19 protein-coding genes are annotated in these 26,857 nt (G+C 70.8%); 8 read left to right on the top strand and 11 right to left on the bottom strand.

Annotation, left to right across the window (positions count from 1 at the left end):
- Nucleotides 1–6: 6 nt before the first annotated feature.
- Together C7C45_RS28805 and metH are read right to left on the bottom strand one after the other, a co-directional pair.
- Nucleotides 7–7,536 (bottom strand): SpvB/TcaC N-terminal domain-containing protein, encoded by a 7,530-nt coding sequence (locus C7C45_RS28805; RefSeq protein WP_110567314.1) that lies wholly within the window; start codon nt 7,534–7,536, stop codon nt 7–9.
- A 122-nt stretch (nt 7,537–7,658) separates the two neighbouring features.
- Nucleotides 7,659–11,159, bottom strand: coding sequence for a methionine synthase (gene metH, locus C7C45_RS28800; RefSeq protein WP_425271182.1), 3,501 nt, complete (start codon nt 11,157–11,159; stop codon nt 7,659–7,661).
- A gap of 277 nt (nt 11,160–11,436) precedes the next feature.
- Here metH and C7C45_RS28795 point away from each other — a divergent pair, with 277 nt between their 5' ends.
- The 5 genes from C7C45_RS28795 (at nt 11,437) to C7C45_RS28775 (ending at nt 15,946) form a co-directional block, all read left to right on the top strand.
- Nucleotides 11,437–12,306 (top strand): PAC2 family protein, encoded by an 870-nt coding sequence (locus C7C45_RS28795; protein WP_110567310.1) that lies wholly within the window; start codon nt 11,437–11,439, stop codon nt 12,304–12,306.
- Nucleotides 12,307–12,450: 144 nt separating this feature from the next.
- Nucleotides 12,451–13,242, top strand: a complete 792-nt coding sequence (locus tag C7C45_RS28790; protein WP_110567436.1) for a GntR family transcriptional regulator — start codon at nt 12,451–12,453, stop codon at nt 13,240–13,242.
- Nucleotides 13,243–13,458: 216 nt separating this feature from the next.
- Nucleotides 13,459–14,193, top strand: a complete 735-nt coding sequence (locus C7C45_RS28785) for a hypothetical protein (RefSeq protein ID WP_146247434.1) — start codon at nt 13,459–13,461, stop codon at nt 14,191–14,193.
- Nucleotides 14,190–14,522, top strand: coding sequence for a winged helix-turn-helix domain-containing protein (locus C7C45_RS28780; protein WP_110567306.1), 333 nt, complete (start codon nt 14,190–14,192; stop codon nt 14,520–14,522). Before C7C45_RS28785 ends, C7C45_RS28780 begins: the two co-directional genes overlap by 4 nt.
- Nucleotides 14,523–14,773: 251 nt before the next feature.
- A complete protein-coding gene (locus tag C7C45_RS28775) occupies nt 14,774–15,946 on the top strand; it encodes an alpha/beta hydrolase family protein (RefSeq protein ID WP_244200619.1) in 1,173 nt (390 codons plus the stop codon).
- A gap of 336 nt (nt 15,947–16,282) precedes the next feature.
- Here C7C45_RS28775 and mshC read toward each other — a convergent pair whose 3' ends face one another.
- From mshC to C7C45_RS28745, 6 genes are all read right to left on the bottom strand, one after another.
- The gene (gene mshC, locus C7C45_RS28770) at nt 16,283–17,521 is read right to left on the bottom strand and encodes a cysteine--1-D-myo-inosityl 2-amino-2-deoxy-alpha-D-glucopyranoside ligase (RefSeq protein ID WP_110567301.1); all 1,239 of its coding nucleotides are present in this window, start codon (nt 17,519–17,521) and stop codon (nt 16,283–16,285) included.
- 66 nt (nt 17,522–17,587) lie between these two features.
- Nucleotides 17,588–18,406, bottom strand: a complete 819-nt coding sequence (locus tag C7C45_RS28765) for an SCO1664 family protein (protein WP_110567299.1) — start codon at nt 18,404–18,406, stop codon at nt 17,588–17,590.
- A complete protein-coding gene (locus C7C45_RS28760; protein WP_110567298.1) occupies nt 18,403–18,981 on the bottom strand; it encodes a DUF3090 domain-containing protein in 579 nt (192 codons plus the stop codon). Before C7C45_RS28760 ends, C7C45_RS28765 begins: the two co-directional genes overlap by 4 nt.
- Nucleotides 18,982–19,168: 187 nt before the next feature.
- The gene (locus tag C7C45_RS28755) at nt 19,169–19,882 is read right to left on the bottom strand and encodes an MSMEG_4193 family putative phosphomutase (protein ID WP_110567296.1); all 714 of its coding nucleotides are present in this window, start codon (nt 19,880–19,882) and stop codon (nt 19,169–19,171) included.
- Nucleotides 19,883–20,028: 146 nt separating this feature from the next.
- Nucleotides 20,029–20,865: an undecaprenyl-diphosphate phosphatase gene (locus tag C7C45_RS28750; protein WP_110567294.1), complete on the bottom strand. Its 837-nt coding sequence runs from the start codon at nt 20,863–20,865 to the stop codon at nt 20,029–20,031.
- Nucleotides 20,862–21,914, bottom strand: coding sequence for an LLM class F420-dependent oxidoreductase (locus C7C45_RS28745; RefSeq protein WP_110567292.1), 1,053 nt, complete (start codon nt 21,912–21,914; stop codon nt 20,862–20,864). Before C7C45_RS28745 ends, C7C45_RS28750 begins: the two co-directional genes overlap by 4 nt.
- Before the next feature lie 186 nt (nt 21,915–22,100).
- Here C7C45_RS28745 and C7C45_RS28740 point away from each other — a divergent pair, with 186 nt between their 5' ends.
- A complete protein-coding gene (locus tag C7C45_RS28740) occupies nt 22,101–23,072 on the top strand; it encodes an aldo/keto reductase (protein ID WP_110567290.1) in 972 nt (323 codons plus the stop codon).
- A gap of 13 nt (nt 23,073–23,085) precedes the next feature.
- Here the strand turns inward: C7C45_RS28740 and C7C45_RS28735 are convergent, their stop codons facing one another.
- The 3 genes from C7C45_RS28735 to C7C45_RS28725 are packed head-to-tail and all read right to left on the bottom strand — an operon-like array spanning nt 23,086 to nt 25,396.
- Nucleotides 23,086–23,991, bottom strand: coding sequence for a hypothetical protein (locus tag C7C45_RS28735; protein WP_110567288.1), 906 nt, complete (start codon nt 23,989–23,991; stop codon nt 23,086–23,088).
- A 14-nt stretch (nt 23,992–24,005) separates the two neighbouring features.
- Nucleotides 24,006–25,067, bottom strand: coding sequence for a WXG100 family type VII secretion target (locus C7C45_RS28730; RefSeq protein WP_110567284.1), 1,062 nt, complete (start codon nt 25,065–25,067; stop codon nt 24,006–24,008).
- Nucleotides 25,064–25,396 carry a hypothetical protein gene (locus tag C7C45_RS28725; protein ID WP_110567282.1) on the bottom strand — a complete coding sequence of 111 codons (333 nt, stop codon included), beginning with the start codon at nt 25,394–25,396 and terminating at the stop codon, nt 25,064–25,066. Before C7C45_RS28725 ends, C7C45_RS28730 begins: the two co-directional genes overlap by 4 nt.
- A 99-nt stretch (nt 25,397–25,495) precedes the next feature.
- Here C7C45_RS28725 and C7C45_RS28720 point away from each other — a divergent pair, with 99 nt between their 5' ends.
- Both C7C45_RS28720 and C7C45_RS28715 read left to right on the top strand, forming a co-directional pair.
- Complete coding sequence (locus C7C45_RS28720) at nt 25,496–25,915, top strand: YbaB/EbfC family nucleoid-associated protein (RefSeq protein WP_110567280.1); 420 nt, start codon at nt 25,496–25,498, stop codon at nt 25,913–25,915.
- A complete protein-coding gene (locus C7C45_RS28715; protein WP_110567278.1) occupies nt 25,912–26,757 on the top strand; it encodes an SseB family protein in 846 nt (281 codons plus the stop codon). Before C7C45_RS28720 ends, C7C45_RS28715 begins: the two co-directional genes overlap by 4 nt.
- Nucleotides 26,758–26,857 lie beyond the last annotated feature (100 nt).

Below are 26,857 nucleotides of genomic sequence, written 5' to 3'. Positions count from 1 at the left end.
ACCCCGTCATCGGAAGTAGTAGCGCGCGTAACCCCGGTCGATTTCAATCGCGAACCGCTTGATCTGGTCACGGGTGGCCGACGGGAACGCCAGCTGGAACTGCCGCCACCACTCGCTGATCTCGCCGTGATAGTTGGCTCGGGCCTTGCCCGCCTCGACAGCACGCCAGCCCTTGACTCCCCGGATGTTCGACGGCGCGTCGAAGTCGAAGTCGGCCTTCTTGAACTCGGCATGATCGCGGTAGTGCTGCGGAATACGGTGGTGCGCGTCGTACTCCGCTGGCAGCGGCTTCTTGCCCTGCTGGATGCGCTCCTGGTTGTAGCGGCCGCGATAGTCGCTCTTGTCCGGCCCGGTCGGTGCGGAACCGCCGCCGTACTTCTTCATCAGCAAGGTCGCGGCCGCGGTACTTGCCGCGGCGCGCGCCTCTAGCACGTGGACCCGATCCATCGCGATGTCCCCGGCCAGCGACAGCTGCGGACCCTTGCCGATCTGGCCGTACTGCCATGGGTTCGTCTCAACCACGCCGATTGCCCTGGCCGCTGTGAAGGCGACCGCCAGGTCGAGGGTGGACGCGAGCATCAGCGCCCAGGCCGCACCCTGGGCGAAGGCGGCCTCATCCATCGGGTCATGATGGGCACCGGTGATGTCCCACGGCATCGGGAGCATGCCGCTGATCCCGGCCTGGTGCTGTAGCCAGCCGTAGGTGGCGCCGGCGGCGAAGTAACCACTGTGACCGCCCTCGGTCGGGACGCTGTCCGGCCAGTCCGACGACCCGGAGGGCTCCGGATCCGGTTGATCGGTGGGTGCCCGCTGGCTGGCCACCTCCTTGCCGTTCGCCACCATCACCATCTTGTCGCCGCGGATGATCAGCGACACCGGCATCGTATTGTCCTGGTCGACGTTGCTCACCTTGCAGTCCGGGGCGAGCGAGGCCAGGTGGTTGAGGGCGTCGTCGGTGCTGGTCAGTCGTGGTCGGGAGGGGGCGTAGGTGCTGGTGTGCGCGTTGCTGTCGCCCTCGGTACCGGTCAGGTCGGTGTCGCCGACCGGGCTGCCCGAGACGTACTGGTAGAGGTTGGGGCCGTCGATCAGACCCGCCGGGTCCGCACTGATCCACCGGCCCAGCCAGGGCGCGTAGTAACGCGCACCGTGATACCCGAAGCCGCTCTCGTCGTCACGTTCCTTCGTGGTGTAGCGGTAACGCTTGAGGCTGACCTCCGCACCGGAGCGGCCGATCTGGAACGCCGTCGTGCCGTACGGGTGGTACTCCTCGTAGTCGATCAGGTTGCCGGCCTCGTCCAGCTCGACGCTCGCCGAGCCAAGGTGGTTGCCGAACTGGAAGCGCAGCCGTGGTGCGGCGGCCGGCCTGGTGGCGGTCTCGACCAGAGCGATGCGCCGCTTGTCGTCACTCACCTGCAGCGTCTCGCGCTCGTGCGTCACGGCACCGGTCGCGCCGTACTCCCGGTAGATCTCGTAGTCGCCCAGGTAGGACCGTTCGTTCTTGCGGTCGCCCCCGGAGGTGTCGGTCACCTTGCGGACCCGCTGGCCGGCCGAGTCGTAGACGTAGTACGTGGTCTCCGGTAGCCCGTCGTTGACCACCTGCTGCGCCACCGCGCACAGCCGGTCCCGGTAGTCCCACCGCATCAGCGGCAGATGCGCCATGCCGGTGATGTTGCCGTGGGCGTCGTGCGGGTACGCCGCCGAGTAGGTGCCGTCGGGATCGCCGGGGCGGTTGGTGGCGAGAAGCCGGTTGCTGTCCGCCGCGTACCGGTGGCGGCGCTGCCACCGCACCGGGCCGGCCTGGTCGACGTCACCGCCGTCATGGTGCGCCACCCGTTCGATGTTGCCCACCGCATCGTAGGTGTAGCGCTCCACGTAGCCACGTAGGCCCTGCAGATCGTTCGGGTGGACCCGGTGGCCGACGAACGGGTGATCACGCAGGCCGGGGGCATCGGCCGCGAAGTCGGTCTGCCCCCGGTGTTCGCGGCCGCTCGCGGCGATCAGGCGGTACAGCGCGTCGTAGGCGTAGTCGCACGAGTTGCCGGCCTGGACCGTCGTGCCGAGCGCGGCGTCCTCGATGCGGGTGATGTTGCCGACGGCGTCGTACGTGTAGCGCAGATCCTGCACCACGGCCGGGCTGACGAAGAGCACCGACGCGGTGGCGTCCGGACCACCCGGACGGGTCGTTCGCATCCGGGACAGCCGCGACGTACGCGTGTCGTACTCGTAGGTGGTGGTGGTGCCGTTGCCGTAGTCGATCCGTTGCCGTCGGCCACGCGCGTCGTAGTCGACGTTCGTCACGAACGACGTGAGCACGCCGGACAGTTCCGCGTCGACCCGGTCGAGCAGCCCCGCCACATTGAAGGTCGTCCGGCGGACGCTGCCGTCGGGGGTGGTCACCTCGACCGGGCGGTTCAGCGCGTCGTACCTGACCCGGGTGGTGCGGGTCGGTCCCGGCTCCAGCAGCGGCTCGGCGGCGGCGGTCACCTGACCGGGGTCGACCAGGCCGATGAGGACCGACCAGTCCGGCACGCCTCGGTGATCGGCGGCGAAGCGGCGTCCGCCGGTGAGCAGGTTGCCCTTGAAGTCGTACGCCTCGTTGACGGTCGTGCCAGCGCCGTCGAAGACCTGGTACGGACGACCGCGCAGGTTCGCAGTCGGGTCGGGATGCGCCTCGCCGTACACCCGCCACTCGACCAGCACCTCCGGCCCGGGTGGCTGGTCCGGGTCGCGCCCGGTGCCGGTGAGGGTCGTGCCACCGGTCGCCCGGACGAAGACGCCGACGGGTCGGTGCACCGCGTCGTACGTCGAGCGCGACCGAAAACCACGACTGTTCCAGGCGAACAGCGGCTTGCCCGCGGCGTCCGGCAGCAGCCACCGTCCGCCGCCGTCCATCCCGTGTTGGAACAGCGATCCCCCGGCGAGGTCGTAGCCGGGAGTGCCGCCAGTCGGAATGAGGTTCTCCGGGTCGTCGAGACGGTACGGGCCGGCGGCCGGCGGGGGTGTCACGTACTGCATGACCCGGTTGCCGCGGGCGTCCTGCACCCACAGCGGCTGCCCGTCGGCCGCCAACCTGGTGAACGTGACATGCCTGACGTCGCCTGCGGCGGTGCGGTTGTGGTCCACGGTCAGCACGGTCCGGCCGAGACTGTCCAAAATGGTGAGTGGCGGGGTGTCGGCGTGCCCGGCGGCCAGCAGCGCGGCCCGTCGCTCGGACCCGGCCGCCGACGTACTCATCCGGGAATACCAGGCGTTGCCCGGTTCGAGCACTGTGTCGTTCGGGTCGTACGCGGCGACCTGCCACGGCGAGAACTCGGCGCGACTCCAGGCGCCGTCGGGCTGATCGGTGCGGACCAGTCGGCCGACCGCGTCGTAGAAGAACACCGGCGTGACACCAGTCTCCGGCGGGTCCTCGAAGCGGTGGCCGACCACGGCGGGGCTGAAGTACGGCTCGTACTGTTTGACCGGCTTGCCCTTGTTGTTGAGGACCGTTCGACCGGTCCCCGCCCACCGCAGCGGCCCGCCTGCCGTGGCCGGCTCGGCCTGGACCTTGCGGACCACTGTCGCTCCGGTGCCGCTGGAATACTCGAACGCTGTCTGCACCGGACCGCCGGGCAGATCGGCGTGCTGTTCCCGCATGATCACGGCCGCGCACGGTGGATGCTCACCCCAGCTGACCACGCCGTCCCGGACCGTCTCGCCGAGGTGGTGGAGATAGCGGATGGTCGCCTCGCCGAGGAACCCCACGGCCCGCGCCGGGTCGTAGTCGTCGGTCAGGAAGAACGCGGCCAGGTCCGCCGTCGCGGGATCGTCGCCGGCCGGCCCGAGCCGTTCTCCCTCGCCCGCTCTGCCGCTCATCGCCACCGCCGCCGGACGGCCGAGCACGTCGAAGCGAACCTGCGAACGGTTGCCGTTCACGTCCTCGATCTCGTGTGGCGCCAGCACCCGGAAGTCGAAGCCGGTGACCTCCGTGCGGTTGCCCAGCGCGTCCGTGCTCGCCCGCAGGTACAGGTCATGCGGGTCGTGCTCCAGCAGGGTGACGTTGCCGAACGGGTCGGTGTAGCGCTCCGGCAGCAGGAAGTGCTGGGCCGCGGTGGCCTGAAAACCTGCCGTGCCTGAGCAGCGCCAGTGGCCCGATTCCGGGTCGTGGCGGTAACCGCTGGTGGCCTCGTCGTCGAGCACCGCGGTGACCTCGGCGGTGAGCCGGTCGGCGAACACCGCGGTCAGCAGGTCGGCGGTCAGGGCCAACGAATAGGTCTCGTACGGCAGCGCGCGAGCGGTCAGCTCACCCAGCGGCAGCGGCGCGTCCAGCGTCTCGTTGAAGAACACCGATCGGGTGTGCCCGACCAGCCGCTTCTGTGCCGTCGTCCGGTCGGGCAGCAGGTGCGAGGGGATCACCGCGGCACCGGTCACGGCGAGCAGCACCTCGTCCGGGGTGAAGTAGTCGCCCGCTGGCCGCAGACCGGTGACCTGGTACGACCGCGTCTCACAGGGCAACCGCAGCCGGTAGGCGTCCGGCTCGGCAACCACGTCAGCGGTGTAGCCCATCCGGGCGTAGTTCACGTGCATCTCGTCCTGAACGGCCACGACGAGGGCCGCCGCCCCGTCGGGCAGGAGCGGGTCGGGCGCGATCGGGGCTGGCAGCCGCCGCGGATAACCGACTGTCACTGTCTGCCGGACATTGCCGAGGTCGTCGACCTCCAGGTTGAGTCGGTGGCTGATCCGCGGGTCCGGTCGGCTCGCCGGATCCCGCAGGTCCAGTTCATGGTGGTAGGTCACCTCCTCGGCGTCGGTGACGTGGAAGACCGCGTGCTTGTTGGCGCCCCGCGGCTGCACCAACTGGATCAGGCAGGAGTGCGAGGTCACCGAGAAGAGCCGAACCGGCTCGGATCGGCCTCGCTCCAGGGCGGCGGCATCCAGCTCGTACACCTCTTGGCGCAGCACCACGCCCTTGCAGGCCCGCAGCGCTTCGCGGCGCTCTTCGGTGGTGCCACCCAGGGCTTCCAGGTCCGGCTCGGGCAGCACCCGTTCGGTGAACGGTCCCGGGAACCGGTGGTATTCGCGGGTCAGCTGGTGCAGAGCACGTTCTCCCGCTGGCGCACCGGTGTGATACCAGGTGACGGTCTTGACCGGGGGCTGGTAGAGGCGGTTGTCGGCGGTGACGTACGGACTGGCCGGGTTCGCCGCGGCGAACGTGCCATGGTCCTCGACGTCGACCTGCTCGACCCGCCCGAACCCGCGGAACTCGCGCTCCGGCCCGTCGAAATAGCCGTGGTGGTAGCTGTAGGTGCTGGTGAAGCTCGTCCCGAGCCAGCGGTCGCGGACCGTCGCCCGGGCGACGACGTGCACCGGGAATGCCACGCGCGTCACCCAGGGTGTGCCGGCCGCCCGGTCCCGCAGGTAGTACCGGGTCGACGGGGCGTACTCGATCTCGGTCTCGGCACCAAGATTGTTGCGCACCTTGACCAGCAGATGTGGTTTCTGGCCTCCCATCAGATCGAGGTACCGCACCGGTCGGCCGGCGTCGGCCGGCAGGGAAGACGACCACACCAGGCAGGCGGTGCCGTTGCCGAACAGGTCGAGCACCCGCACCCCGGCCGGTGAGCCGACCGGCGGACCGGCCGGCAGCCGCACCGCTGCGCCCCAGCCGTTGCCGGCGCGGTTGAGATGGACCCGGATGCCGTCGGGGTGCAGGTAGATGATGTCGGTCCGGCCTGAGCCGTCGACGTCGGCGAGAAGCACCCGACGTGGATCGAAACGGTCCTGCCGATCGAACCGCGGCGCGTTGTCCATGGTTATTTTCGGTCCGAAGCGGCCGTAGCCCAGGTTCGGCCAGTAGCAGATTTCTCCGTTGCCGATCCGGACCAGATCACTCAGCCCGTCGCCGCTCATGTCGGCGAGGGCCAGGTCCGGCCCGCGATCCACGTCCCGCACGGCCGGGATCCGTTGGCGCGGCCCGAAACCATCCTCGCCCAAGGCCTGGTGCCAGCTCATCGCATCCGGCTCTGCGACAAGCAGATCGACGTGCCCGTCACCGTCGAGGTCGACGAACCGCAGCTCCGGATCGTCGAAGTCCACAACGGGCAGCGACCGAAAAGCGGTGAAGGCCGCCCAGCCGTCGCCGTCACGCTCCTGAAAACCCGGAACCGGCCCGGTGAACTGCACGACGTCTGGCCGGCCGTCCCCGGCCAGGTCGAGGAACTGCGCACCGTCGGCCAACGTCAGCACCGGGCGGGACGCGACAACCTCCAGCGGCCCCAGCCCCGCCTCGCTGCGGTTGCGCTTGTAGTACCAGGTCCCGCCCTGCTCGGTCAGCACGCCCGGCAGCCCGTCACCGTCCAGGTCGACCCAGCGGTACTGCGCGCCGTCGAGCCCGATTGGCAGGTTGTCCAGGCTGTCGCCGGCCAGCTCACGCCACCGTCCCTGGACCTCCGCCTTGGTGTAGCCGAACTCCAGCGGCGGCAGCGACCGCTCTTGATAGCCGTCGGAGCGGCGCTGATAGCCGTGTTGAGTTACCGAGGCGAGTGTGCTGAACAGGTCGTGCGAGTAGTCGAACTCGGTCGAGCGGACCAGGCAACCAGCGCCAACGTCAGGCACGTCGGGAAAGTGGTGCACCATCAGCACCCGCTGACACAGTCGATAGGTGCGAACCTCGAAACCAGGGCGGTACACCGAGAACGGGTCCGGACGTACCGGCCAGACCCCGTCCTCGTCGCCGTAGTCGAAGACCATCTCGAAGAACCACTCGTCGTCGCCGGGCAAGGCCGGCCAGACGGCCCCCGGATCAAGTACGGGCAGGTACGGCCGATGGTTGCCGTAGCGGACCCGCTTCAGGTATCGGTTCGCGCCGTGCGATCGGTGGTGTTCGGAGGCCAGCCTGGTGTCGACCCGCTCGTCGTTCTCCGGCCGGTACGCATACGTGATCAGGTCACCCTTGTCGTCGTGCGTCTCGCTGATCAACCAGCTGAAGATCCGACGTGGGTCAGCGGGGTCGGCGATACGCGACTCCGCAGTCCGGCCATACCACGTGGTCACGTCGTCCCGCGAGATCGACCGCCAGAAGACGTCAGCGGGATCGTCCACGTCGGTCCACTGTTCGATTCGGGCAAACAGTCCCTCCACCCGTGGGCGATATCGCCGCACCGCATACGTCGCTGCGCCGACGGTCCGGTTCGGCAACCGCTCGGGCTCCCACGAATGCTCGCCAACGTTGACCAGCACCGGTGTGAGGTCCTCGGCACCGGAGAGCAGGTAGACGTCAGACTCGTCGTACCTGGGAAGGCCCGTGTCGGTCTTGCGAGTGATCATGGGCAGCCCCAGACCCCAGCCGAGACCGAAAGGGCCGTCTCCGGCGCCCGAGTCGTAGGTCAGCGCCAACTGCGGGCCAAACCCGTTGCGACCAGGGCTGGACGCGATCGGAACGGTCATCGAACCGGCCCCGGTCGCCGGGTCGGCGGCAAACTTCTCACCGATCCCCCGCGCCGCACCGCCGCCCTTGGGAAGGGTGACGGCCGGTGGCGTGACGTCCGGATCCGGCATCCCCACCCCTTTGATCGCTCCTGGGGTGACGCTAGGCCTGAAGCGGGGAGCCGTATGTCCCACAGCCGGCTGGATCTTGCGTCCGATTACCGACTGGGCGAATGGTTCCCTACGCCACGGCGCTACTTGGCGTTGAAGTAGCTGGCCTCCGGGTGGTGCACCACGATCGCGTCGGTGGCCTGTTCCGGCATCAGCTGGAACTCCTCGGACAGCTCAACCCCGATCCGGTCCGCACCGAGCAGGTCCACGATCTTCGCCCGGTCCTCCAGGTCCGGGCAGGCCGGGTAGCCGAACGCGTACCGGCAGCCCCGGTAGTCGTTGCGCAGGATCCCGGCCAGGTCCGTCGGGTCGTCGTGGCCGAGCGGGCGGCCGTCGGGCAGCGTCATCTCCGAACGGATGCGCCGGTGCCAGTACTCGGCGAGGGCCTCGGTGAGCTGCACGGAGAGCCCGTGCACCTCCAGGTAGTCGCGGTACTCGTTGCGGGCGAACAGCTTCGCCGCGTACTCGCTGACCGGTTGCCCGACGGTGACCAGTTGCAACGCGACCACATCGAGCTGGTCGCCCTTGGGCTTGAAGAAGTCCGCCAGGCAGAGCCGCCGCTCCTGCCGCTGCCGGGGGAAGGAGAACCGGGCGCGCTCCGCGTGCCCGTTCTCGTCGAGCACCACCAGGTCATTGCCTTCGGAGTACGCGGGGAAGTAGCCGTACACCACGGCTGCCTCAAGGACCTGGTCGGCGATCAGCCGATCCAGCCAGTAGCGCAGGCGCGGACGCCCCTCGGTCTCGACCAGCTCCTCGTAGGACGGTCCGCTGCCGCCCCGGGCGCCCCGCAGCCCCCACTGCCCGAGGAACGTGGCCCGCTCGTCCAGCAGCGCCGCGTAGTCGGCCATCGGAACGCCCTTGACCACCCGCGTGCCGAAGAACGGTGGGGTGGGCACCGCGACGTCCGCGGCCACGTCGGAGCGGACCGAGGAGTCGTGCAGCTCCGGCAGCGACTCGGTGACCACCGAGCGCTGCCGTTCCCGGCGGGCCCGCCGCGCCGCGAGAGCCGCTTCGCGCTCCGGGTCGATCACCGGGGCGCCACCGCGCTTGGCGGTCATCACCTTGTCCATCAGGGACAGCCCCTCGAACGCGTCCCGCGCGTAGTGCACCTGCCCGGGGAACATCGACCGCAGGTCGTCCTCGACGTACGCGCGGGTCAGCGCCGCCCCACCCAGCAGGACGGGCCAACGCTCCGCGACCCCGCGCGTGGCCATCTCGGCCAGGTTTTCCTTCATGATGACCGTGCTCTTGACCAGCAGCCCGGACATGCCGATCGCGTCGGCGCGGTGCTGCTCGGCGGCGTCCAGGATGGCGCTGATCGGCTGCTTGATGCCGATGTTCACCACCTCGTAGCCGTTGTTGGACAGGATGATGTCGACCAGGTTCTTACCGATGTCGTGCACGTCGCCGCGCACGGTGGCGAGCACGATGCGGCCCTTCCCGCCGTCCTCGGCGGTCTCCATGTGCGGCTCCAGGTAGGCCACCGCGGTCTTCATCACCTCGGCGGACTGGAGCACGAACGGCAGCTGCATCTGGCCGGAGCCGAACAGCTCGCCGACGACCTTCATGCCGTCCAGCAGGATGTCGTTGATGATCGACAGTGGGGCCCGGCCACCGGCCATCGCCTCGTCCAGGTCGGCCTCCAGGCCGTTGCGCTCACCGTCGACGATCCGCCGCTTGAGCCGCTCGTCGAGCGGCAAGGCGGCCAACTCCTGCGCGCGGCTGGCCCGTGCGCTGGTGACGTCGACGCCCTCGAAGAGCTCCAGGAAGCGCTGCACCGGGTCGTACCCCTCGCGCCGCCGGTCGTAGACCAGGTCCAGCGCGACCTCGCGCTGCTCGTCCGGGATCTTCGACATCGGCAGGATCTTGCTGGCGTGCACGATCGCCGACGTCAGACCGGCCTGCACACACTCGTGCAGGAACACGGAGTTGAGCACCTGCCGGGCCGCCGGGTTGAGCCCGAACGAGATGTTCGAGATGCCCAGGGTGAAGTTGACGCCCGGGTAGCGCTGGGCGATCTCCCGGATCGCCTCGATCGTCTCGATGCCGTCGCGGCGGGTCTCCTCCTGCCCGGTGGCGATCGGGAACGTCAACGCGTCGATCAGGATGTCGGAGCGGTCCACGCCCCACCGGCCGGTCAGGTCGTCGATCAGCCGCGCCGCGACCCGGACCTTCCACTCCTGGGTACGTGCCTGCCCCTCCTCGTCGATGAGCAGCGCGACGACCGCGGCGCCGTGCTCACGGACGATCGGCATCACCCGCGCGTAGCGGGAGTCGGGGCCGTCGCCGTCCTCGAAGTTCACCGAGTTGACCACGCACCGGCCGCCGAGCATCTCCAGCCCGGCCTCGACGACGGCTGGCTCGGTGGAGTCCAACATGATCGGCAGCGTCGACGCGGTCGCGAAGCGGCCGGCCAGCTCGCGCATGTCCTGGGTGCCGTCGCGGCCGACGTAGTCCACGCACAGGTCGAGCAGGTGCGAGCCGTCGCGCGCCTGGCTGCGGGCGATCTCCACGCAGGCCCGCCAGTCACCGGCGAGCATCGCCTCCCGGAACGCCTTCGAGCCGTTGGCGTTGGTCCGCTCCCCCACCATCAGCACCGACGCGTCCTGCGCGAACGGCACCGGGTGGTACACCGAGGAGACGCCCGCCTCGTGCCGCGGCTCGCGGGCCGGGGCGGTGACGCCGTGCAACCGCTCGGACAGCACCCGGATGTGCTCCGGCGTGGTGCCGCAGCAGCCGCCGATCAGCCCCACGCCGTACTCGGTGATGAACCGCTCCAGAGCCTCGGCCAGCTCCACGGGAGTCAGCGGGAAGTACGCGCCGTCGGCGGTCAGCACCGGCAGGCCGGCGTTCGGCATCACCGACAGCGGAATGCGGGAGTGCTGCGACAGGTACCGCAGGTGTTCGCTCATCTCGGCCGGGCCGGTCGAGCAGTTCAGCCCGATCAGGTCCACCCCGAGCGGCTCGATCGCGGCGAGGGCCGCACCGATCTCGCTACCCACCAGCATCGTGCCGGTGGTCTCCACGGCGACATGGCAGATGATCGGCACCGACTGGCCCAGCTCGGCCATCGCCCGCTTCGACCCGACCACGGCCGCCTTGACCTGGAGCAGGTCCTGGCACGTCTCGATGATCAGCGCGTCCGCGCCACCGGCGATCAGGCCGGCGGCGTTCTCCTGGTACGCGTCGCGCAGGGTCGCGTAGTCGGCGTGCCCCAGGGTCGGCAGCTTGGTGCCCGGCCCGATCGAGCCGAGCACGAACCGGGGCCGCTGCGGGGTGCTGGCCGCGTCGGCGGCCTCCCGGGCGATGCGGGCACCCGCCTCGGACAGTTCGCGGATGCGCTGCGGGATGTCGTACTCGGCGAGGTTGGCGAGGTTGGCGCCGAACGTGTTGGTCTCCACGCAGTCCGCGCCGGCGGCCAGGTAGGCGTCGTGCACACCCCGCACCACGTCGGGCCGGGTGACGTTGAGGATCTCGTTGCACCCTTCGAGGCCGTCGAAGTCGTCGAGCGTGAGGTCCGCGGCCTGCAGCATCGTGCCCATCGCGCCGTCAGCGATGAGAATCCGGTCGGCCAGCACATCCATCAACGAAGTCCGCACCCGTTCAGGTTAGTGCGGCACATGCCGCACTCAACGTCCGTCGGCACCCGATCCCATATTGTGTCAGCGGGATCACGCTGTCTGGTTCGTTCGGGTATGACCGGGCCTCGGCGGGGTCGACCGGCGCGGCCGACAGGCCGTACCTTCGCCCGGCACGTAGGCTGACGGACGTGAAGGACAACAGGGACGCTGCCGTGCCCCACGGTATGACGACCGGGCGCCATCCCGGCGCCGGCCGCGACGAGCAGGGTGAGGTGACGGCGTGACCGAGTTCGACGGACTGCCGGTGCTGCGGTCCCCGGTGGCCATCGCCGCGTTCGAGGGCTGGAATGACGCCGCCGACGCGTCCACCGCCGCGGTCGAGCACCTCGAGCAGGTCTGGAACGCCCGGCAGATCGCCGAGTTGGACCCGGAAGACTTCTACGACTTCCAGGTCAGTCGGCCGACCATCACGATGGCCGACGGGGAGACCCGTCGGGTGGAGTGGCCGACGACCCGCTTCATGGTGGCCAGCCCGGAGGGCACCGAGCGCGACGTGGTGCTGATCCGTGGCATCGAGCCGAGCATGCGCTGGCGGACGTTCTGCGAGCAGGTGCTGGAGATCTGCCACAGCCTCGAGGTGGAACGGGTGGTGTTGCTCGGCGCGTTGCTGGCCGACGTTCCGTACACGCGGCCGCTGCCGATCAGCGGCAGCGCCTCCGACGCGCAGGCCGCCGAGCGCTACCAGCTCACCCCGACCCGGTACGACGGGCCGACCGGCATCGTCGGCGTGCTGCACGACGCCTGCTCCCGTGCCGACGTGGATGCCGTCTCGTTCTGGGTGCACGTGCCGCACTACGCCAACAACCCGCCCTGCCCCAAGGCCACTCTCGCCCTGCTGCACCGGGTCGAGGAGGTCGTCGACCTGCCGGTGCCGATGGCCGACCTGGCCGAGGAGTCCGCCGAGTGGGAGCAGCGGGTGCGCAGCGCCGCCGAGCAGGATGCCGAGCTCGGCGAGTACGTCCGCGAGTTGGAGGAGCGGGTCGGCGACGAGGGGATCACCCCGTTGACCGGTGACGAGATCGCTCAGGAGTTCGAGAAGTACCTGCGTCGGCGGGGCGGTTCGGCCGGCCCCACTGCCGGTTCCTGGTAACTCCCCTCCCCCAGTTTCGTTGCGGGCCCCGGATCTGTCCGGGGCCCGTTTTCGTGTTCGCAGTCCGGTTTTCGCGTGTCAGGGGTGGCGCCGTCACACCCTCTAAGGCATCCTAGGAACCTAGATGTGATCAAGGAGGCGAGTGTGCAGATCAATCCCGGGGCCGCGGAGTTCCCGCACCGACAGATCGCCGCGCAGCTCAAGGCCCAGGTCCGCCGCGGCGACTGGGGACCCGGCGAACGGCTGCCGTCCATTCCGGCCATCGCCGAAATGTTCGGCGTCGCCAAGCAGACCGTGCAACGCGCCGTCGACCAGCTGCGGGTCGAGGGCATCCTGATCACCAAACCCGGCTCCGGTACGTACGTCCGAGGCACCCGCCGCCGACTCAACCGCCTGTCCCGGGGCCGGTACGGTGGCTTCCGCGGCTACCACACCGATCTCGCCGCCCGATACCGGCAGCAACTCGTCTCCGTCGGTCGCGCCCCCGCCCCCGCCGAGGTGGCCGACGCGTTCGGGGTGCCCGACGGCACCGACCTGCTCTGCCGCCGACACCTCGTACGCGCCGACGACTCCCCCGTCGAGGTGGGCGCCTCCTGGTTCCTGCCCACCGACACCGCGGGCACCTCACTGGAGCGCACCGAGGCGTTCGGTCGGCCCCTCTACCAGGAGGCCGAGGAGGTCACCGGGCGGCGGTACGTCTCGGCCACCGACACGATCAGCGCCCGCCAGCCCAGCCGCGAAGAGGCCGAGACGCTCCAGATCCGGCCGGACACCCCGGTGCTGCACCTGCTGCACGTCGCGTACGACGCCCACCGCAAGCCGATCGAGGTGTCCCAGGCGACCTGGCCCGGCCCGATGACCACCCTCACCGAGGAGTACAAGATTCCTGCCCCCACCCCCGAGGCCGATCCCGACCCCGGCCTGGTCCTGGGCTAGGTTCCGGCTCGCCGATCATGTCCGCCGGGCATGGCGCGTAGCCGGTCCAGCGCCACGACGCGGTTGGGGGCGACTCGGTAGTCGGTGGCCAGCCCGCCTGTCGAACCCGCGTTCGCGTTCGCGTTCGCGGTAGGCGGCGCGGTCACAGTTAACACGGCCCGTGAGATGCGGTCAGGCTCTCTTGCGCGGAGAGGTCTGTAATGCAAAGCTAACTGCATGACACACGAATCCGCTCCCCAGGCGGACGGGCCTCACGAGCTGTTGGCGGTCGTGCGCGACCTGACCCATCAGGTGCGTGTCGCCCAGCGCGGCACCTGGTTTCCACTGCTGGTCTTCGCGGTGATCACCCTGGTCGCGATACCCGTCTACCGGTACGCCCCCTACCTCGACCTGTTCGACACCTGCCGATCCCGCCCGCAGCACACGGTCTGCATGGCTCCCAACCCCACGCAGCTCGGGTACTGGACTGTCGCGCTGGTGCTCGCCTACGCGGCGATCGCAGGCTTCTACGTCAGGCAGTCCCGACGGCGTGGCGTGGGCACCCCGATCCGCCCCTACGTCGTCGTCGGCGTCGCGTTGGCCGTTCTGATGGCAGCCGTGTCGATCTGGCTGACGTTCCACCCGCTCATCCCCGTCCCCGCCGACCCCTTCTCCACCGACCCGGTCGAGATCGAGGTCGGGCCGGCGGCGTGGCTCGTCAACGGGCTGGCCAGTCCCATAGCGGTCATCGCGCTGGCGCTGCTGGTGCTCGCGCGAGTCGAGCGCAACTGGGCGCTGCTGGCGTACAGCCTCGTCTACCTGGCGATCGTGATGGTGCAGGGCGGCCAGGTCATCCACTCGACCTCGCCGTGGTTCTTCCTGCCGTACCTGCTCGTCCCGGCGGCGCTGCTGCTGCTCGGCAGTGCCGCCTTCGCCCTGATCCGGCCGACCACCGAGGTTCCCGGGCGATGATCAACCATCCCACCAACGGCCTCGACGACGTGGTCCACCAGCGCGTCCGACTGGGCATCCTGGCCATCGCGCACCAGGCCCGCCAGGTCGAGTTCGGCTTCCTGCGCACCACCCTGCAGCTGACCTCAGGCAACCTCGGGCAGCACCTGACCGTCCTGGAGAAGGCCGAGCTGATCCAGATCGAGAAGGGCTACGAGGGCAAGCGCCCACGCACCTGGGTGACTCTCACCGCTGCCGGGAGGGCAGCGCTGCGCGACGAGATCGCCCACCTCAAGCAACTCATCCATCAGGTCGAACAAGCGGAGACAGCGCCGACCGCCGACCAGTGACCGACGGCCAGCCGACGTGCGCGGACCGCATCTGGTGCCGCACGGGGGTCCGTCCCGCCTCGGCACGGGCAGGCCCGGTGTCTCCACCCTCGTCGCGCTGATGTCTTCATCATCGAAGAGCTGACGCCCTTGCAACTACACCCTCAGTGTATACACTGCGGTTATATCGATGGCCGGAGCGCTCCGTTTTCGGCGTCGAGCAACCCAGGGGAGGACCAATGCCAGTCTTGAAACCTGTTGGTGCACAAGGGATGACGCGCCGTGGCCTTGTCGGCGCCGCGCTGGCGGTAGGGGTCGGCGTACCGATGGGCATCGCCGGTCGCGCCACGGCGGCCACCGCCGATTCGGGCCCGGCTCGGCTCACTCTCCCCCGGCCGACCGGGCCGTACCGCGTGGGCACGGTGCCGCTGCACCTGGTCGACCGTTCGCAGCCGGATCCGCTGGCCGGCCCGGGCCGGTACCGGGAGCTGATGGTCAGCGTCTGGTATCCCGCCCGGGACGTGCGCCGGTACCCGCTTGCCCCCTGGATGACCCCGGCGTCGATGCGCATGCTGCTGGCCTCCGCCGGGTTCGCACCCGACGCCGCGCTGGCGCCCCTGACGGCCGGGCACGAGGGTGCCCCCGTACGGCATTCGGGCCGGCGGTTGCCGGTGGTGCTGTACTCGCACGGTTCGGGCAGCCACCGCTCGGACACCACGATCGTGGTGCAGGAACTCGTCAGCCACGGGTACGTGGTCGTCACGGTGGACCACACGTACGACGGGGTCGGCGAGTTCCCCGACGGCCGGGTCACCGTCCAGGAGGAAGACTTCGACTCCACCCCGTGGACCTACACCCGCGACGTCCGATTCGTCCTCGACCAGATCACCGACCTCGCCACCGGGGGCAACCCCGACGTCGACCACGCGCCGCTGCCGGCGGGGCTGGGCGCCGCCCTCGACCTGAGCCGGATCGGCATGTTCGGCTGGTCGAAGGGCGGCACCGCGACGGCTCTGACCATGGGCACCGACCGGCGGATCCGCGCGGGGCTGAGCCTGGACGGCCCGATGGTGTCGCAGCCGCTGCCCGCCACCGACCTGTACCGGCCGTTCATGCTGATGACAGCGGCGTTCACCCGGGCCGCGGAGCCCGCCGTCGCCGAGTTCTTCACGCACCTACGCGGATGGCGGCTCAACATCCAGGCCGCCGAAGCGGTCCACTCGTCGTACGGCGACAACCAGTGGCTGATTCCGCAACTGGCACGGGTCATCGGGATGAGCGGGAAGGAACTCGCCGGCTTGGTCGGCACCCTCGACCCCGCCCGCGCGGTCCGCATCGGGCAGGCGTACCCGCTGGCGTTCTTCGACCGGCACCTGCGGCACCGGGGCGGCCACCTTCTGAGCGGCCCGAGCCGGTCCTTCCCCGAGGTGGCGTTCATTCCGTAGCCCGGCCGTCCAAGCCCGCCCCCGGCCCGGTCCTGGCCCGGTCCTGGGCTGAGCCGTTTGATCGGCTCGGTTTCCTGACAATCGGTGCGTCGCACGCGTCCGGACACCACGATCTCCGGAAAACCGACTCGATCACAGCCCGGCACGGCACGCGGCCGTCCGCCCGGAGGCCGGCGCCCCGTCGATCATGGAGTTGTGGTGCCTCGCAAAAGGTGCATGGCATCCTGTGCCGGGCACCACAAGTCCATGATCCCCCCGGGCTGGAGGGCTGGAGGGCTGGAGGGCTGGAGGGCTGGAGGGCTGGAGGGCTGGAGGGCTGGAGGGCTGGAGGGCTGGTTAGAGCTTGATGCCTAGGAGGGCGTCCACCGTCTGGGCGAAGAGCGCCGGGGCGCCAGCCTCAACGGCAGTACCCGACAGGGTCGCGTCGGCCCAACGGTCGGCTGCGGCCAGGGCGCCCGGAGTGTCCAGGTCGTCGGCCAGTCGCTCGCGTACGCCGGCCAGCAGCTCGGCCCCGGACGGCCCGGCGGGCGCGGCGGCGGCCCGCCGCCAGCGGGCCAGGCGCTCCTGCGCGGTGGCGAGCAGCGCGTCGGTCCACGTGCGGTCGCTGCGGTAGTGCCCGGAGATCAGCGCCAGCCGGATCGCCATCGGGTCGACCTTGTCGGCGCGCAGCCGGGACACGAAGACCAGGTTGCCGCGGGACTTGGACATCTTCTCGCCGTTCAGGCCGATCATCCCGGCGTGCACGTAGTGCGCGGCGAACGGCGCCTGACCGGTGAGCCGCTCGGCGTGCGCGGCGGATGCCTCGTGGTGCGGGAACAGCAGGTCGTTGCCGCCACCCTGCACGTCGATCTGGTCACCGAGCAGGTTCAGCGCGATCACGGCGCACTCGATGTGCCAGCCCGGGCGGCCGGCACCCAACTCGCCGCCCGGCCAGGACGGCTCGCCCTCGCGGGCGCCGCGCCACAGCAGCGGGTCCAGTGGGTCACGCTTGCCGGCCCGGTCGGGGTCTCCGCCGCGCTCCGGAAAGATCTCCAGCATCTGTTCGCGGGTCAGGTTCGACTCGTAGCCGAACCGGCCCGTGGCGGAGATGTCGAAGTAGACGTCGCCGGTGCCGTCGTCGAGGCGGTACGCGGCGCCGTCCTTGAGCAGCACCTCGACCTTGTCGGCGATGTCCGGGATCGACTCGACCGCTCCCACGTAGTGCGCCGGCGGGATGATCCGCAGCGCCTCCATGTCCTCCCGGAACAGCGCCGTCTCGCGCATCGCCAGGACCACCCAGTCCTCGCCGTCGCGGGCGGCCCGCTCCAGCAGCGGGTCGTCGATGTCGGTGACGTTCTGCACGTAGCGCACCGGGCGGCCGGCGTCACGCCACATCCGCTGTACCAGGTCGAACGTGATCATGGTGGCGGCGTGACCAAGGTGCGTGGCGTCGTACGGGGTGATGCCGCAGACGTACATGCTCCCCGCGTCGGCCGGCTCGCTCGGGTGGACACCCTGCCGCGCCGAGTCGTACAACGCCAGTGGCTCGCCCCGGCCCGGCAGCCGTGGCACCTCGTGTCCCGCCCAAGACTCCATGGGATCAGCCTAGCCAGCCGGAGGACGACGTCGGAGCGCCCCACGGGTGATCAAGATGACAGCGGGTCACATGGGCGGCCAGGGCACCGCGGGCCACTCCTCCGGGGGCTGCGGGAAGCGGCCGGTCTCCCGTAGCCGGTCGATCCGGGCGGCCAACTCGGTCATCTCGCTGATCGTCAGGTGGTCGGCCAGCTCCGCGCCGAGCGCCCCGGCGACCTGCCCGGCGAGCCCGTCGAGCATCTCCACGGCGTCCGCGGGCAACTGCTTGCCGGCCCAACCCCAGAGCACCGTACGCAGCTTGTCCTCCACGTGGAAGCTCACCCCGTGGTCCACCCCGTAGATCCGGTCGTCGGCCCCGATGAGCACGTGACCGCCCTTACGGTCCGCGTTGTTGATCACCGCGTCGAGCACCGCGAGTCGGGCCAGCCGTGGGTCGTCGGAGTGTGCCAGCGCGTACGCGGTGCCGTCGTCGTCTCTGGCCGCGGCGATCGGGATCCAGCGGGGCGGCAGCTCACCGGCCGGCAGGAAACCGACGAGCGGCTCGGCGTCCTCCGGCTCGTCGATCCAGAGCTGGCAGGAGCCGGGACCGAACGGGCCGTCGCGCAGCACGGTGGGCGGCACCAGGCCCCAACCGGTGGCCCGCGACACCAGGTACGCCGAGACCTCCCGGCCGGCGAGGGTGCCGTCCGGGAAATCCCAGAGCGGACGCTCGCCACGGACCGGTTTGTAGACGCAGCGGGCGGTGATCCCGTCCAGGGTCAGGATGCCGCGCAGCGTGGTGTTCGACGCGTCGACCAGCCGACCCTCCAGGTCGAGCTCGCCGTCACGCAGCAACCGCAGCGCGGCGTCGCCGTCCTGGCGAGGCTGGAGGCCCGACGAGGTCACCGGTGATAACCGTTGTGCCGCGGGCAGAGGTGCCCGGCGGGGTCCAACGGTTGGCCGCAGAGCGGGCACGGAGGCCGACCCGCGTTGACCACTCGCCGGGCCCGCTCGATGAACTGGCGGGTCGCCTGCGGGGTGAGCCGGACCCGGAGGCGGTCCAGGTCCTCGTCGGGCTCTTCGTCCTCGTCGTCGTCTTCGTCCTCGTCGTCGTCCAGCTCGACCTCGGGCTCCACCTCACCCGCGGCGATCGCTTCGATCACGACGGTGGCGGTGTCCACGTCGAAGGCCAGCCCGAGGGTCCCGACCCGGAACTCCTCGTCGACCGGCGTGTCCAGCGGCTCGTTGTCGCCGATCACCGGCGCCAGCTCGGGCAGGTCCACCCCGAAGCGCCGCTGCGCCTCGGTGAGCAGTTCCTCCAGCTTTTCGGCCAGCAGGGACACCTGGACCTTCTCCAGCGCGACGCTGACCAGCCTGCCGCCGCCGCGGGCCTGCAGGAAGAACGCGCGCTCCCCCGGCGGCCCGACAGTCCCGGCGACGAACCGCTCCGGCGGTTCGAAGGCGTGCACCTGGTGGGTCATACCCACGACCCTATCCGGCCCGCCATGGCACCGCGCACCCCACCGACCCGAATCGCCCCAGGGGCGGCGCGCCCGGCGTACCAGCAGGTATAACCGGGCGTGGCGGCCCACCCGCCGGCCGCCGCGGGCCTCGGCCGATGATCAGGTGGGGGTGTCGCGCCGACCCGGCGGGCGGCCGGGATCGCCGTCACGAGGCCGCACCGGCCCCGCCGCCGACCGTGGCGTCCGAATCAGCCGCGCGGGGCGCCCGCCGACGCCGCTTTCGCGGCGGCGGCACCAGGGCGTGCAGGTCACCGCCGGTGTCGTTGAGCCGGACCAGGAACGGCCGCAGCGGCGTGAACCGGATCGCGGTCACCGACGCCGGGTCGGCCACGATCCGCTGAAAAAGATCCAGGTGTACGCCGAGCGCGTCCGCCACGATGGCCTTGATCACATCGCCGTGGCTGCAGGCCAGCCACACCGCCTCGGGCCCGTGCTCGGCGCTCACCCGGGCGTCCCACGAGCGAACCGCCTCGACCGCCCGCGCGGCCATCGCCGCCATCGCCTCCCCGTCCGGGAAGACCGCGGCGCTGGGACGCTGCTGGACCACCGGCCAGAGCGGCTCCTTCGCGAGCTTCTTCAGCTGCTGGCCCTCCCAGCTGCCGTAGTCGCACTCGATCAGCCCGTCCTCGACGATCGGGTCGGCCTCCGGCAGCGCCAGTTCCAGGGTCTGTCGGCAGCGGATCAGCGGGCTCGTCACCACGGCGGCCAGTGGCACCCCCCGCAGCCGCTCGCCCACCGCGGTCGCCTGGGCCCGCCCGGTGTCGTCCAGCTCGACCGGTTGCCGACCGGCCAGGCCGCCATCGGCGTTCGCCGTGGTCCGGCCGTGTCGCAGAAGCAGAAGGGTCGCCACACCGACCACCCTATGGCCTGCTCCCCGACGCTGGCCGTGACGGGCTCCGGACCGCCCCCACATCGGCGATCCGGAGTCGATCAAGCGGGCGCGGGAACGACGGCGGCCCCCGGCCCGCCAGGAGGCGGGACGGGGGCCGTCGACGGGTCGGCCGGTCAGGTGGCGTTGATCGTGCCGGTCAGCAGCAGCGCCAGGACCAGAGTGCCCAGGGCGACCCGGTACAGCACGAAGACGTACAGGGTGTGGTGGGCGACGTACCGCAGCAGCCAGGCGATGGCCGCGTACCCGATGCCGAAGGCGATGGCGGTGGCCACGATCGTCTGGGCCACGGTGGGCACCGACGTGCCCGGCGCGGACGGCTCGAAGACGTCACCGAGGCTGAACACGCCGGACATGACCACCGCCGGGATGGCCAGCAGGAACGAATAGCGCGCCGCCGCTTCCCGGGTGAGGTTGAGCAGCAGGCCGGCGGTGAGCGTGCCACCGGAGCGGGACACCCCGGGGACCAGCGCCATCGCCTGGGCGAACCCCATGACGATGCCGTCCTTCATCCGGAAGTTCTCCAGGGTGCGGGTCTGCCGCCCCCAGTACTCGGCGAACGCCAGCACGAAGGCGAACACGATCAGCGTGGTCGCCACCACCCAGAGGTTGCGCCCGGCGGTCTTGATCTGATCCTTGAACACGAATCCGAACAGCCCGATCGGGATCGAGCCGACGATCACGTACCAGCCCATCCGGTAGTCGAGGCTGGAACGGACCGACTTGTCCCTGATGCCGACCAGCCAGGTACGGGTGATCCGCCAGATGTCCTTCGCGAAGTAGATGAGCACGGCCGCTTCGGTGCCGAGCTGGGTGACCGCGGTGAACGACGCGCCGGCGTCACGGTCGAAGAAGATCGCCGAGGTGATCCGCAGATGCCCCGACGAGCTGACCGGAAGAAACTCGGTCAGTCCCTGGACGATGCCCAGGACGATGGCCTCGACCCAGGTCACTCGCCAACTCCGGATAGGTCGAGTGCCTCGGCGACGGTACGCAGAGTCTGCACACCGCTGTCCCGGTCGGCCACGAACAGGGCCACCGACAGGGTGGTGACGCCGGCGGCGGCGTACTCCCGCATCCGCTCGGCGACGCGCTCCTTCGGGCCGAGCAGCGAGGTGCGGTCGATGAACTCCGTGGGTACGGCGGCGGCCGCGTCGCGCTGCCGCTTGGCCAGGTACAGGTCCTGCACCTCGCGGGCGGCGTCGCCGTAACCCATCCGGGTGGCGAGCTGGTTGTAGAAGTTCTGCTCCCGGCTGCCCATGCCGCCCACGTACAGCGCGGCGTACCAGCGGACGAGTTCGGCGCAGGAGGCCACGTCGTCGCCGATCACCACGGGCACCGACGGCACCACGTCGAACCCGGCCAGCTCCTTGCCGACCTTGGCCCGCCCGGCGCGGACCGAGGCGAGCTGCTCCTCGGCGAACTCCGGGGCGTAGAACACGGCCAGCCAGCCGTCGGCGATCTCGCCGGCCAGTTCCAGGTTCTTCGGGCCGACCGCGGCCAGGTAGATGGGTATGTGCTCGCGTGGTGGGTGGAAGCCCAGTCGCAGCGCCTTGCCGGGGCCGTCGGGCAGCGGCAGCGTGTAGTGCTCGCCGTCGTACGCCACCTCCTTGCGGGCGATGGCCAGCTTGACGATGTCGACGAACTCGCGGGTCCGGGCGAGCGGCTTGGCGAAGCGCACGCCGTGCCAACCCTCGGAGACCTGCGGGCCGGAGACTCCCAGGCCGAGCCGGAAGCGGCCGCCGGAGAGGGCGTCGATGGTGGCGGCGGTCATCGCGGTGGTAGCCGGCGTCCGGGCGGGGATCTGCATCACCGCGGCGCCGACGTCGATCCGTTCGGTCTGGCCGGCCATCCAGGCGAGCATGCTGGGCGAGTCGGAGCCGTAGGCCTCCGCCGCCCACACCACCGAGTAGCCGAGCCGGTCCGCCTCCTGCGCCAGGGCCAGGTGATCGGCCGGTGTGCTCCACGCGGTCTGATATCCAAGACTGAGCCCGAGTCGCACTGGTCCTCCCCCATCCGTGGCACAGGTCGCACCAGGTTACGCAATGACGAAAACGGACTCGATCACCGGCTCGACACGTTTGTTCCCCACCCGTCGCGGTGCCCGTCGTCGGCGAAACCGGCAGAACCGGCAGAGTTGCCGGGAGCGAGGATATCCGTGGCGGCAGGTTCGAAATAAGGTTCACCCATGCAACAGCGACCGCTCGGCCGAAGCGGGCTGGCGGTTTCCCGGCTCGCGCTCGGCACCATGACCTGGGGCCGGGACACCGACGCCGACGATGCGGCCGCCCAACTGAAGAGTTACCTGGACGCGGGCGGCAACCTGATCGACACCGCCGATGTGTACGGCGACGGCGACGCCGAGTCGGTGATCGGCTCGCTGCTGGGCACCCTCGTGCCCCGCGACGAGCTGCTGATCGCCACGAAAGCGGGGTTGCGCCCGGGCAGCGGCCGGCGCCGCGACGGCTCCCGCGGGCACCTGCTGCGGACGTTGGACGCGTCGCTGCGCCGGCTCGGCACCGACCACGTCGACCTGTTCCAGGTGCACGGGTACGACCCGGACACCCCACTGGAGGAGACCCTGGCGGCACTGGACCACGCCGTGGCCAGCGGCAAGGTCCGCTACGTCGGCGTGTCGAACTTCTCCGGCTGGCAGACCGCACGGGCCGCCGCCTGGCAGGCCGCCTGGCCGGGGCGGGCGCCGGTGGTCGCCACCCAGGTGGAGTATTCGCTGCTGGAGCGGGGCGTGGAGCGGGAGGTGCTGCCCGCGTGCGACGCGCTCGGCCTCGGCCTGCTGCCCTGGTCACCGCTGGGCCGGGGGGTGCTCACCGGCAAGTACCGGCACGGCCGTCCGACGGATTCCCGCGCCGCGTCGCCGCACTTCGAGCGGTTCGTCTCGACGTACCTGGAGCCACGGTGTTCCAGCATCGTGGAGGCGGTGGCGACCGCGGCCGGCGGCCTGGGGGTGTCGCCGCTGGAGGTGGCGTTGGCCTGGATCCGGGACCGGCCGGGCGTGACCGCGCCGATCCTCGGCGCGCGGACGGTGGGGCAGTTGCTCGGCGCGCTCCAAGTGGAACGGATCACACTGCCCGAGGAGATCACCACCGCACTGGACGACGTCTCGGGGGTGCCGGTGGGCTACCCCGAACGCGACGGCTGACCCGCCGGCCGGGTCACGGCGCCGGGCGGTTCCCGGGAAGCTCGCGGATCGCGGTCAGGAACCGGGACTGGTCGTCGCGGGTCGCGGGGTTGACGATCCGGATCCACGAGCCGTCGTCGAAGAAGATGGTGGACGGGAAACGCATCAGACCGGCCACACCGCCCTCCGAGTCGATCCGGGCCACCCGGCCGCGCTCGACGCTCCACAGCACCCGCGGTTGACGCCGGTCGGGCCGGTCGGCGTCGGGGCGGGGCCCCATCCGCAGCAGGTGCAGGTGGGTGTCGGTCACCGCCAACGGGGTGCCCGTGTAACGCTCCAGGAACAGCAGCAGGCTACCGGCGAGGGTGGCGAGGTCACCGCTGAAGACGAACCGGCGCTTGTAGGCGATCTCGGCGAGCTGGTCGGCCAGCGGGCGGTACAGGCTGAGCCGGAACAACGCCCGGAACGCCTCCTGCTCCTCGGTGAGCGGAATCGGCTCCCGCTGCACCCGCTGGTGGGGCGGGTCCGCCTCCGGCTCGGCCGCCGCGGGCAGACCCACCGCGACGGCGGCGGCCTTGCCCGGCAGCAGCAGCACACCCGCCGCCAACCGGACGGGCGTCAGCACCGCCTCCACCCAGACCACCGGGTTGACGATGTTGAGCAGCCCGAACAAGACCTTCGGGTCGAGTGAGTCGACGAACTCGTTGGCCATCACGTCGGCGAGCTGCTGGCCGGCCTTGTGCGTCTCCGGGGCGCGGACCGGGCCGAGCCCCACGTAGCGGAGCTCCTGCCCGGGCAGCAGCGGCGCGACGAGGGCACGTTCGGGCTCGTCGCTGGTGCGGAACTCGTCGCGCAGCTCACGGGCCTTGTCCCGGGCGGCCCGCGCACCACCGAGCACCGCGTCGGTGAACCGACCGAACCGGCCTCGCTCCTCTGCCATCACGCGTTCCTCCCCTAGCGGCCCGCCGGCTGGCCGGCCGGCGGTTGCCCGAAGACATTCTGGTCGATCCAGTCGGCGCCGCCCTGCACCGCTTGGTCGACCTGGTCGCTGATCTGGTCACTGCCGGGTACGGAGAGGCCGCTGGTGAGGGCGACCGTGCCCCAGGTGACGCCGTGGACGACCGAGTTCGGCACGTTCCACGGCAGGTTGGTCGCCCAGTCCCGGGCGACTACCCGGGCGCCGTCGACGACGCCATGCGCCCGCAGCGCGGCGGCCCGGTCCAAGGTGCCCATGTCGAACGGCGAACCCGACTTGCCCAGCTTGTAGGTGCCCTTCGAGGGGTCGAGGAACTTGTGGTGCCACTTGTCGAGCTTGCCGGCGGCGCGGCGCTTGTCGGCGTACTTCTTGCCGGCGCGCAGCCCCTTCTGCATGTCGACCAGCTTGTCCAGGTGCGTACGCAGCTTCCGCAGGTACAGCATGACCCGCTGGAGCAGACGGATGACCTTCTGCAGGTGCGTTGCCAGCGGCCGGATGACCTTCAGCATCCGGGTGAGCACGATCATGCCCCTGGTGACGGCGACGCCCATGCCGGCCGCCCAGGACGCACCCATGGTGACCGGCGCCATCAGCAACGCCGTCACCAACGTGACCAACAGGAAGTTCACGAATTCGACGCAGAGGTCGACGAGCACGTCGTGCACGGTCTGCAGGCCGTCGGCGACGCCGCGCAGGTACTCGGCGGTCGCGGCGAACTGCTCGGCGACGTCGAGCATCTGCTGCTCGACCTCGGCCAGCCGCTGGCCGTACGCCTCGCCTGCGGGTGAGCGCCACCCGGGCTGCGCGGCCTCGCGTGCGCCGCGGTGCCCGTCTGCCAGCTCGCGCACCTGCGTGGCCAACGCGTCCCACTCGGCGGCCTTCGCGCGCAGGACGGCGGGCTCACCGTCGACCATGTCGACGAGTTGGATCAGCGGCCAGGCCAGGGTTCGGCAGACGCTGTCGACCGCGTCCTGCACCCCGGAGAGCGCGCTGTCGAGACCGTTCCACAGTTGGACGGCGCTGCCGGCCGGCCCGCTCATCCGGGCAGCCCCGACTGGATGGCCTTGAACCCGTCGTCGAGGTCCTGCTCGTTGCGCTCGTACGCCTCGACCGTGTCGGCCAACGCGCCGGCCACCCGACCGAACGCGGCATTCGCCGAGCCGAACAACTCCTTACCGCCGGTGACCTGCTCGGCGTACTTCTCGCGCAGCAGGTCGCTGGCGAACGGCAGGTGGCCGAAGGCGTCCGACGGCACGTCACCGGCCGAGAGGATCTGCCCCTCCAACGCGGCGAGCGAGCTGGCGACCTGCTTGGCGGCTGTCTCCAGTCGACGGACCGCCTGCACGTCGACTTCAATGTCCGGTGGCATACCGTTCCTCCCCCATGAGTCGAGCGCACCGACGATACGATTCCCCGGCCGCCGGGCACCACCCGGTCCCGGTGGCACCATCCACGGGGGAGGATTCTCATGACTGACCCGACGTCCGCGTTCGACGCGCTCGCCGGGCGGATCGCCGACATCGAACGCCGATTCGCGGGCCTGGGCGACGACCTGGCCGACCTGTCCGGCACCGCGACCGACGAGAGCGGGCTGGTCTCGGCGACCGTCGACGCCACCGGCGCGCTGACCGGCCTCACCATCACGCCCGCCGCCCTGCGCGCCGGCACCGAGGGGGTGGCCGAGCTGGTGCTCGACGCGTACCGGCGGGCCCGTGTGGCAGCCACCGAGCACGTCGACGAGCACACCGAGGGGTTGGAGGTCGCGCTCGGCGCGGGCCTCACCGACCTGTTCGGCAAGCCCGGCGACTTCTCGGCGCTCGGCCGTCTCGAGGAGACCGTCGCCCGGCTCGGGCGGCTCGACGACCGGCTCCCGGGCTCACCGGCGTGACGTCGCCGACCTGGCCGGAGATCGCCGCACGTCTGCGCGACACGATCGACCGCTGCGACCGGGACACCGACCTGGAGCTCTCCGCCGGTCCGCGCGGGATGTGGCTGCTGGTGCGCCGCCAGGCGGTGCGGGTGGTCTGCCCGGGTCACGACGAGGCACGCCTGGCCGTGCTCGGCTGGCACCGCCCGACCGACGGCGGGGGTTGGTGGTACGAGGCGCCGCGCACTCCGGAGCAGGTGGAGCGCCTCAGCGTGTTCGTGACCCGCACCGCCGCCGAGGTACTCACCCACCGGCCGGGTGCGCTCTCCTGCCGGCCCGTGCCGCCGGCCGCGCGCCGTGGCCCGGAGGCACGATCGGCTGCGGGCCCGGGCCCGACGACGCGATCGGTCGCGACCCGGCCGGCACCAAACGAGTCTGCACCGGTCGAGGTGACCCAGGTCGAGCCGACTGCGGCCGGGACGGCACCGACCGAGCCGACGGTGGCGGCGGTGCTCGCCGCGGCCGTCGACCGGCGTGACCTGCCCGGCTACCTCGGAACGCTGGCCGGCGCGACAGTGTGCGTCCCGCTGGCCGGGGAACCGGCGCCCGATGCCAGCTTCCCGTGGACGGTGGTCGGCGACGCGACCGGCACGCCGCTACTGCCGGTCTTCACCTCGCCCGAGGCGCTCGCGGCGTTCACGGGGGACGGGGTGCCGTTCGTCGCGCTGCCCTGCGCGGACCTGTTCGAGGACTGGCCGGACCCGTCCTGGGGGCTGGCGGTCGACCCGGGCAGCGCCCGGGCGGTCGCCCTGGCCGCACCAGCACTGGCCGCCCTGCTGACTGCGAACGTCCGCACCGGCTGACGCCCCGCCCCCACTTTTCCGCGATCTTGCACTTGCTGTCGCGGCATAGCGGGCGTTCCACTCATCTCGGCAACCGAAACTGCAAGACGCTTCTATGTAC

Origin of the sequence: Micromonospora arborensis (genome assembly GCF_003205615.1) — a bacterium.
Lineage (GTDB): Bacteria > Actinomycetota > Actinomycetes > Mycobacteriales > Micromonosporaceae > Micromonospora > Micromonospora arborensis.
The sequence above is the reverse complement of the archived record's forward strand: the minus strand, read 5'-3'. Positions and strand labels throughout refer to the sequence as shown.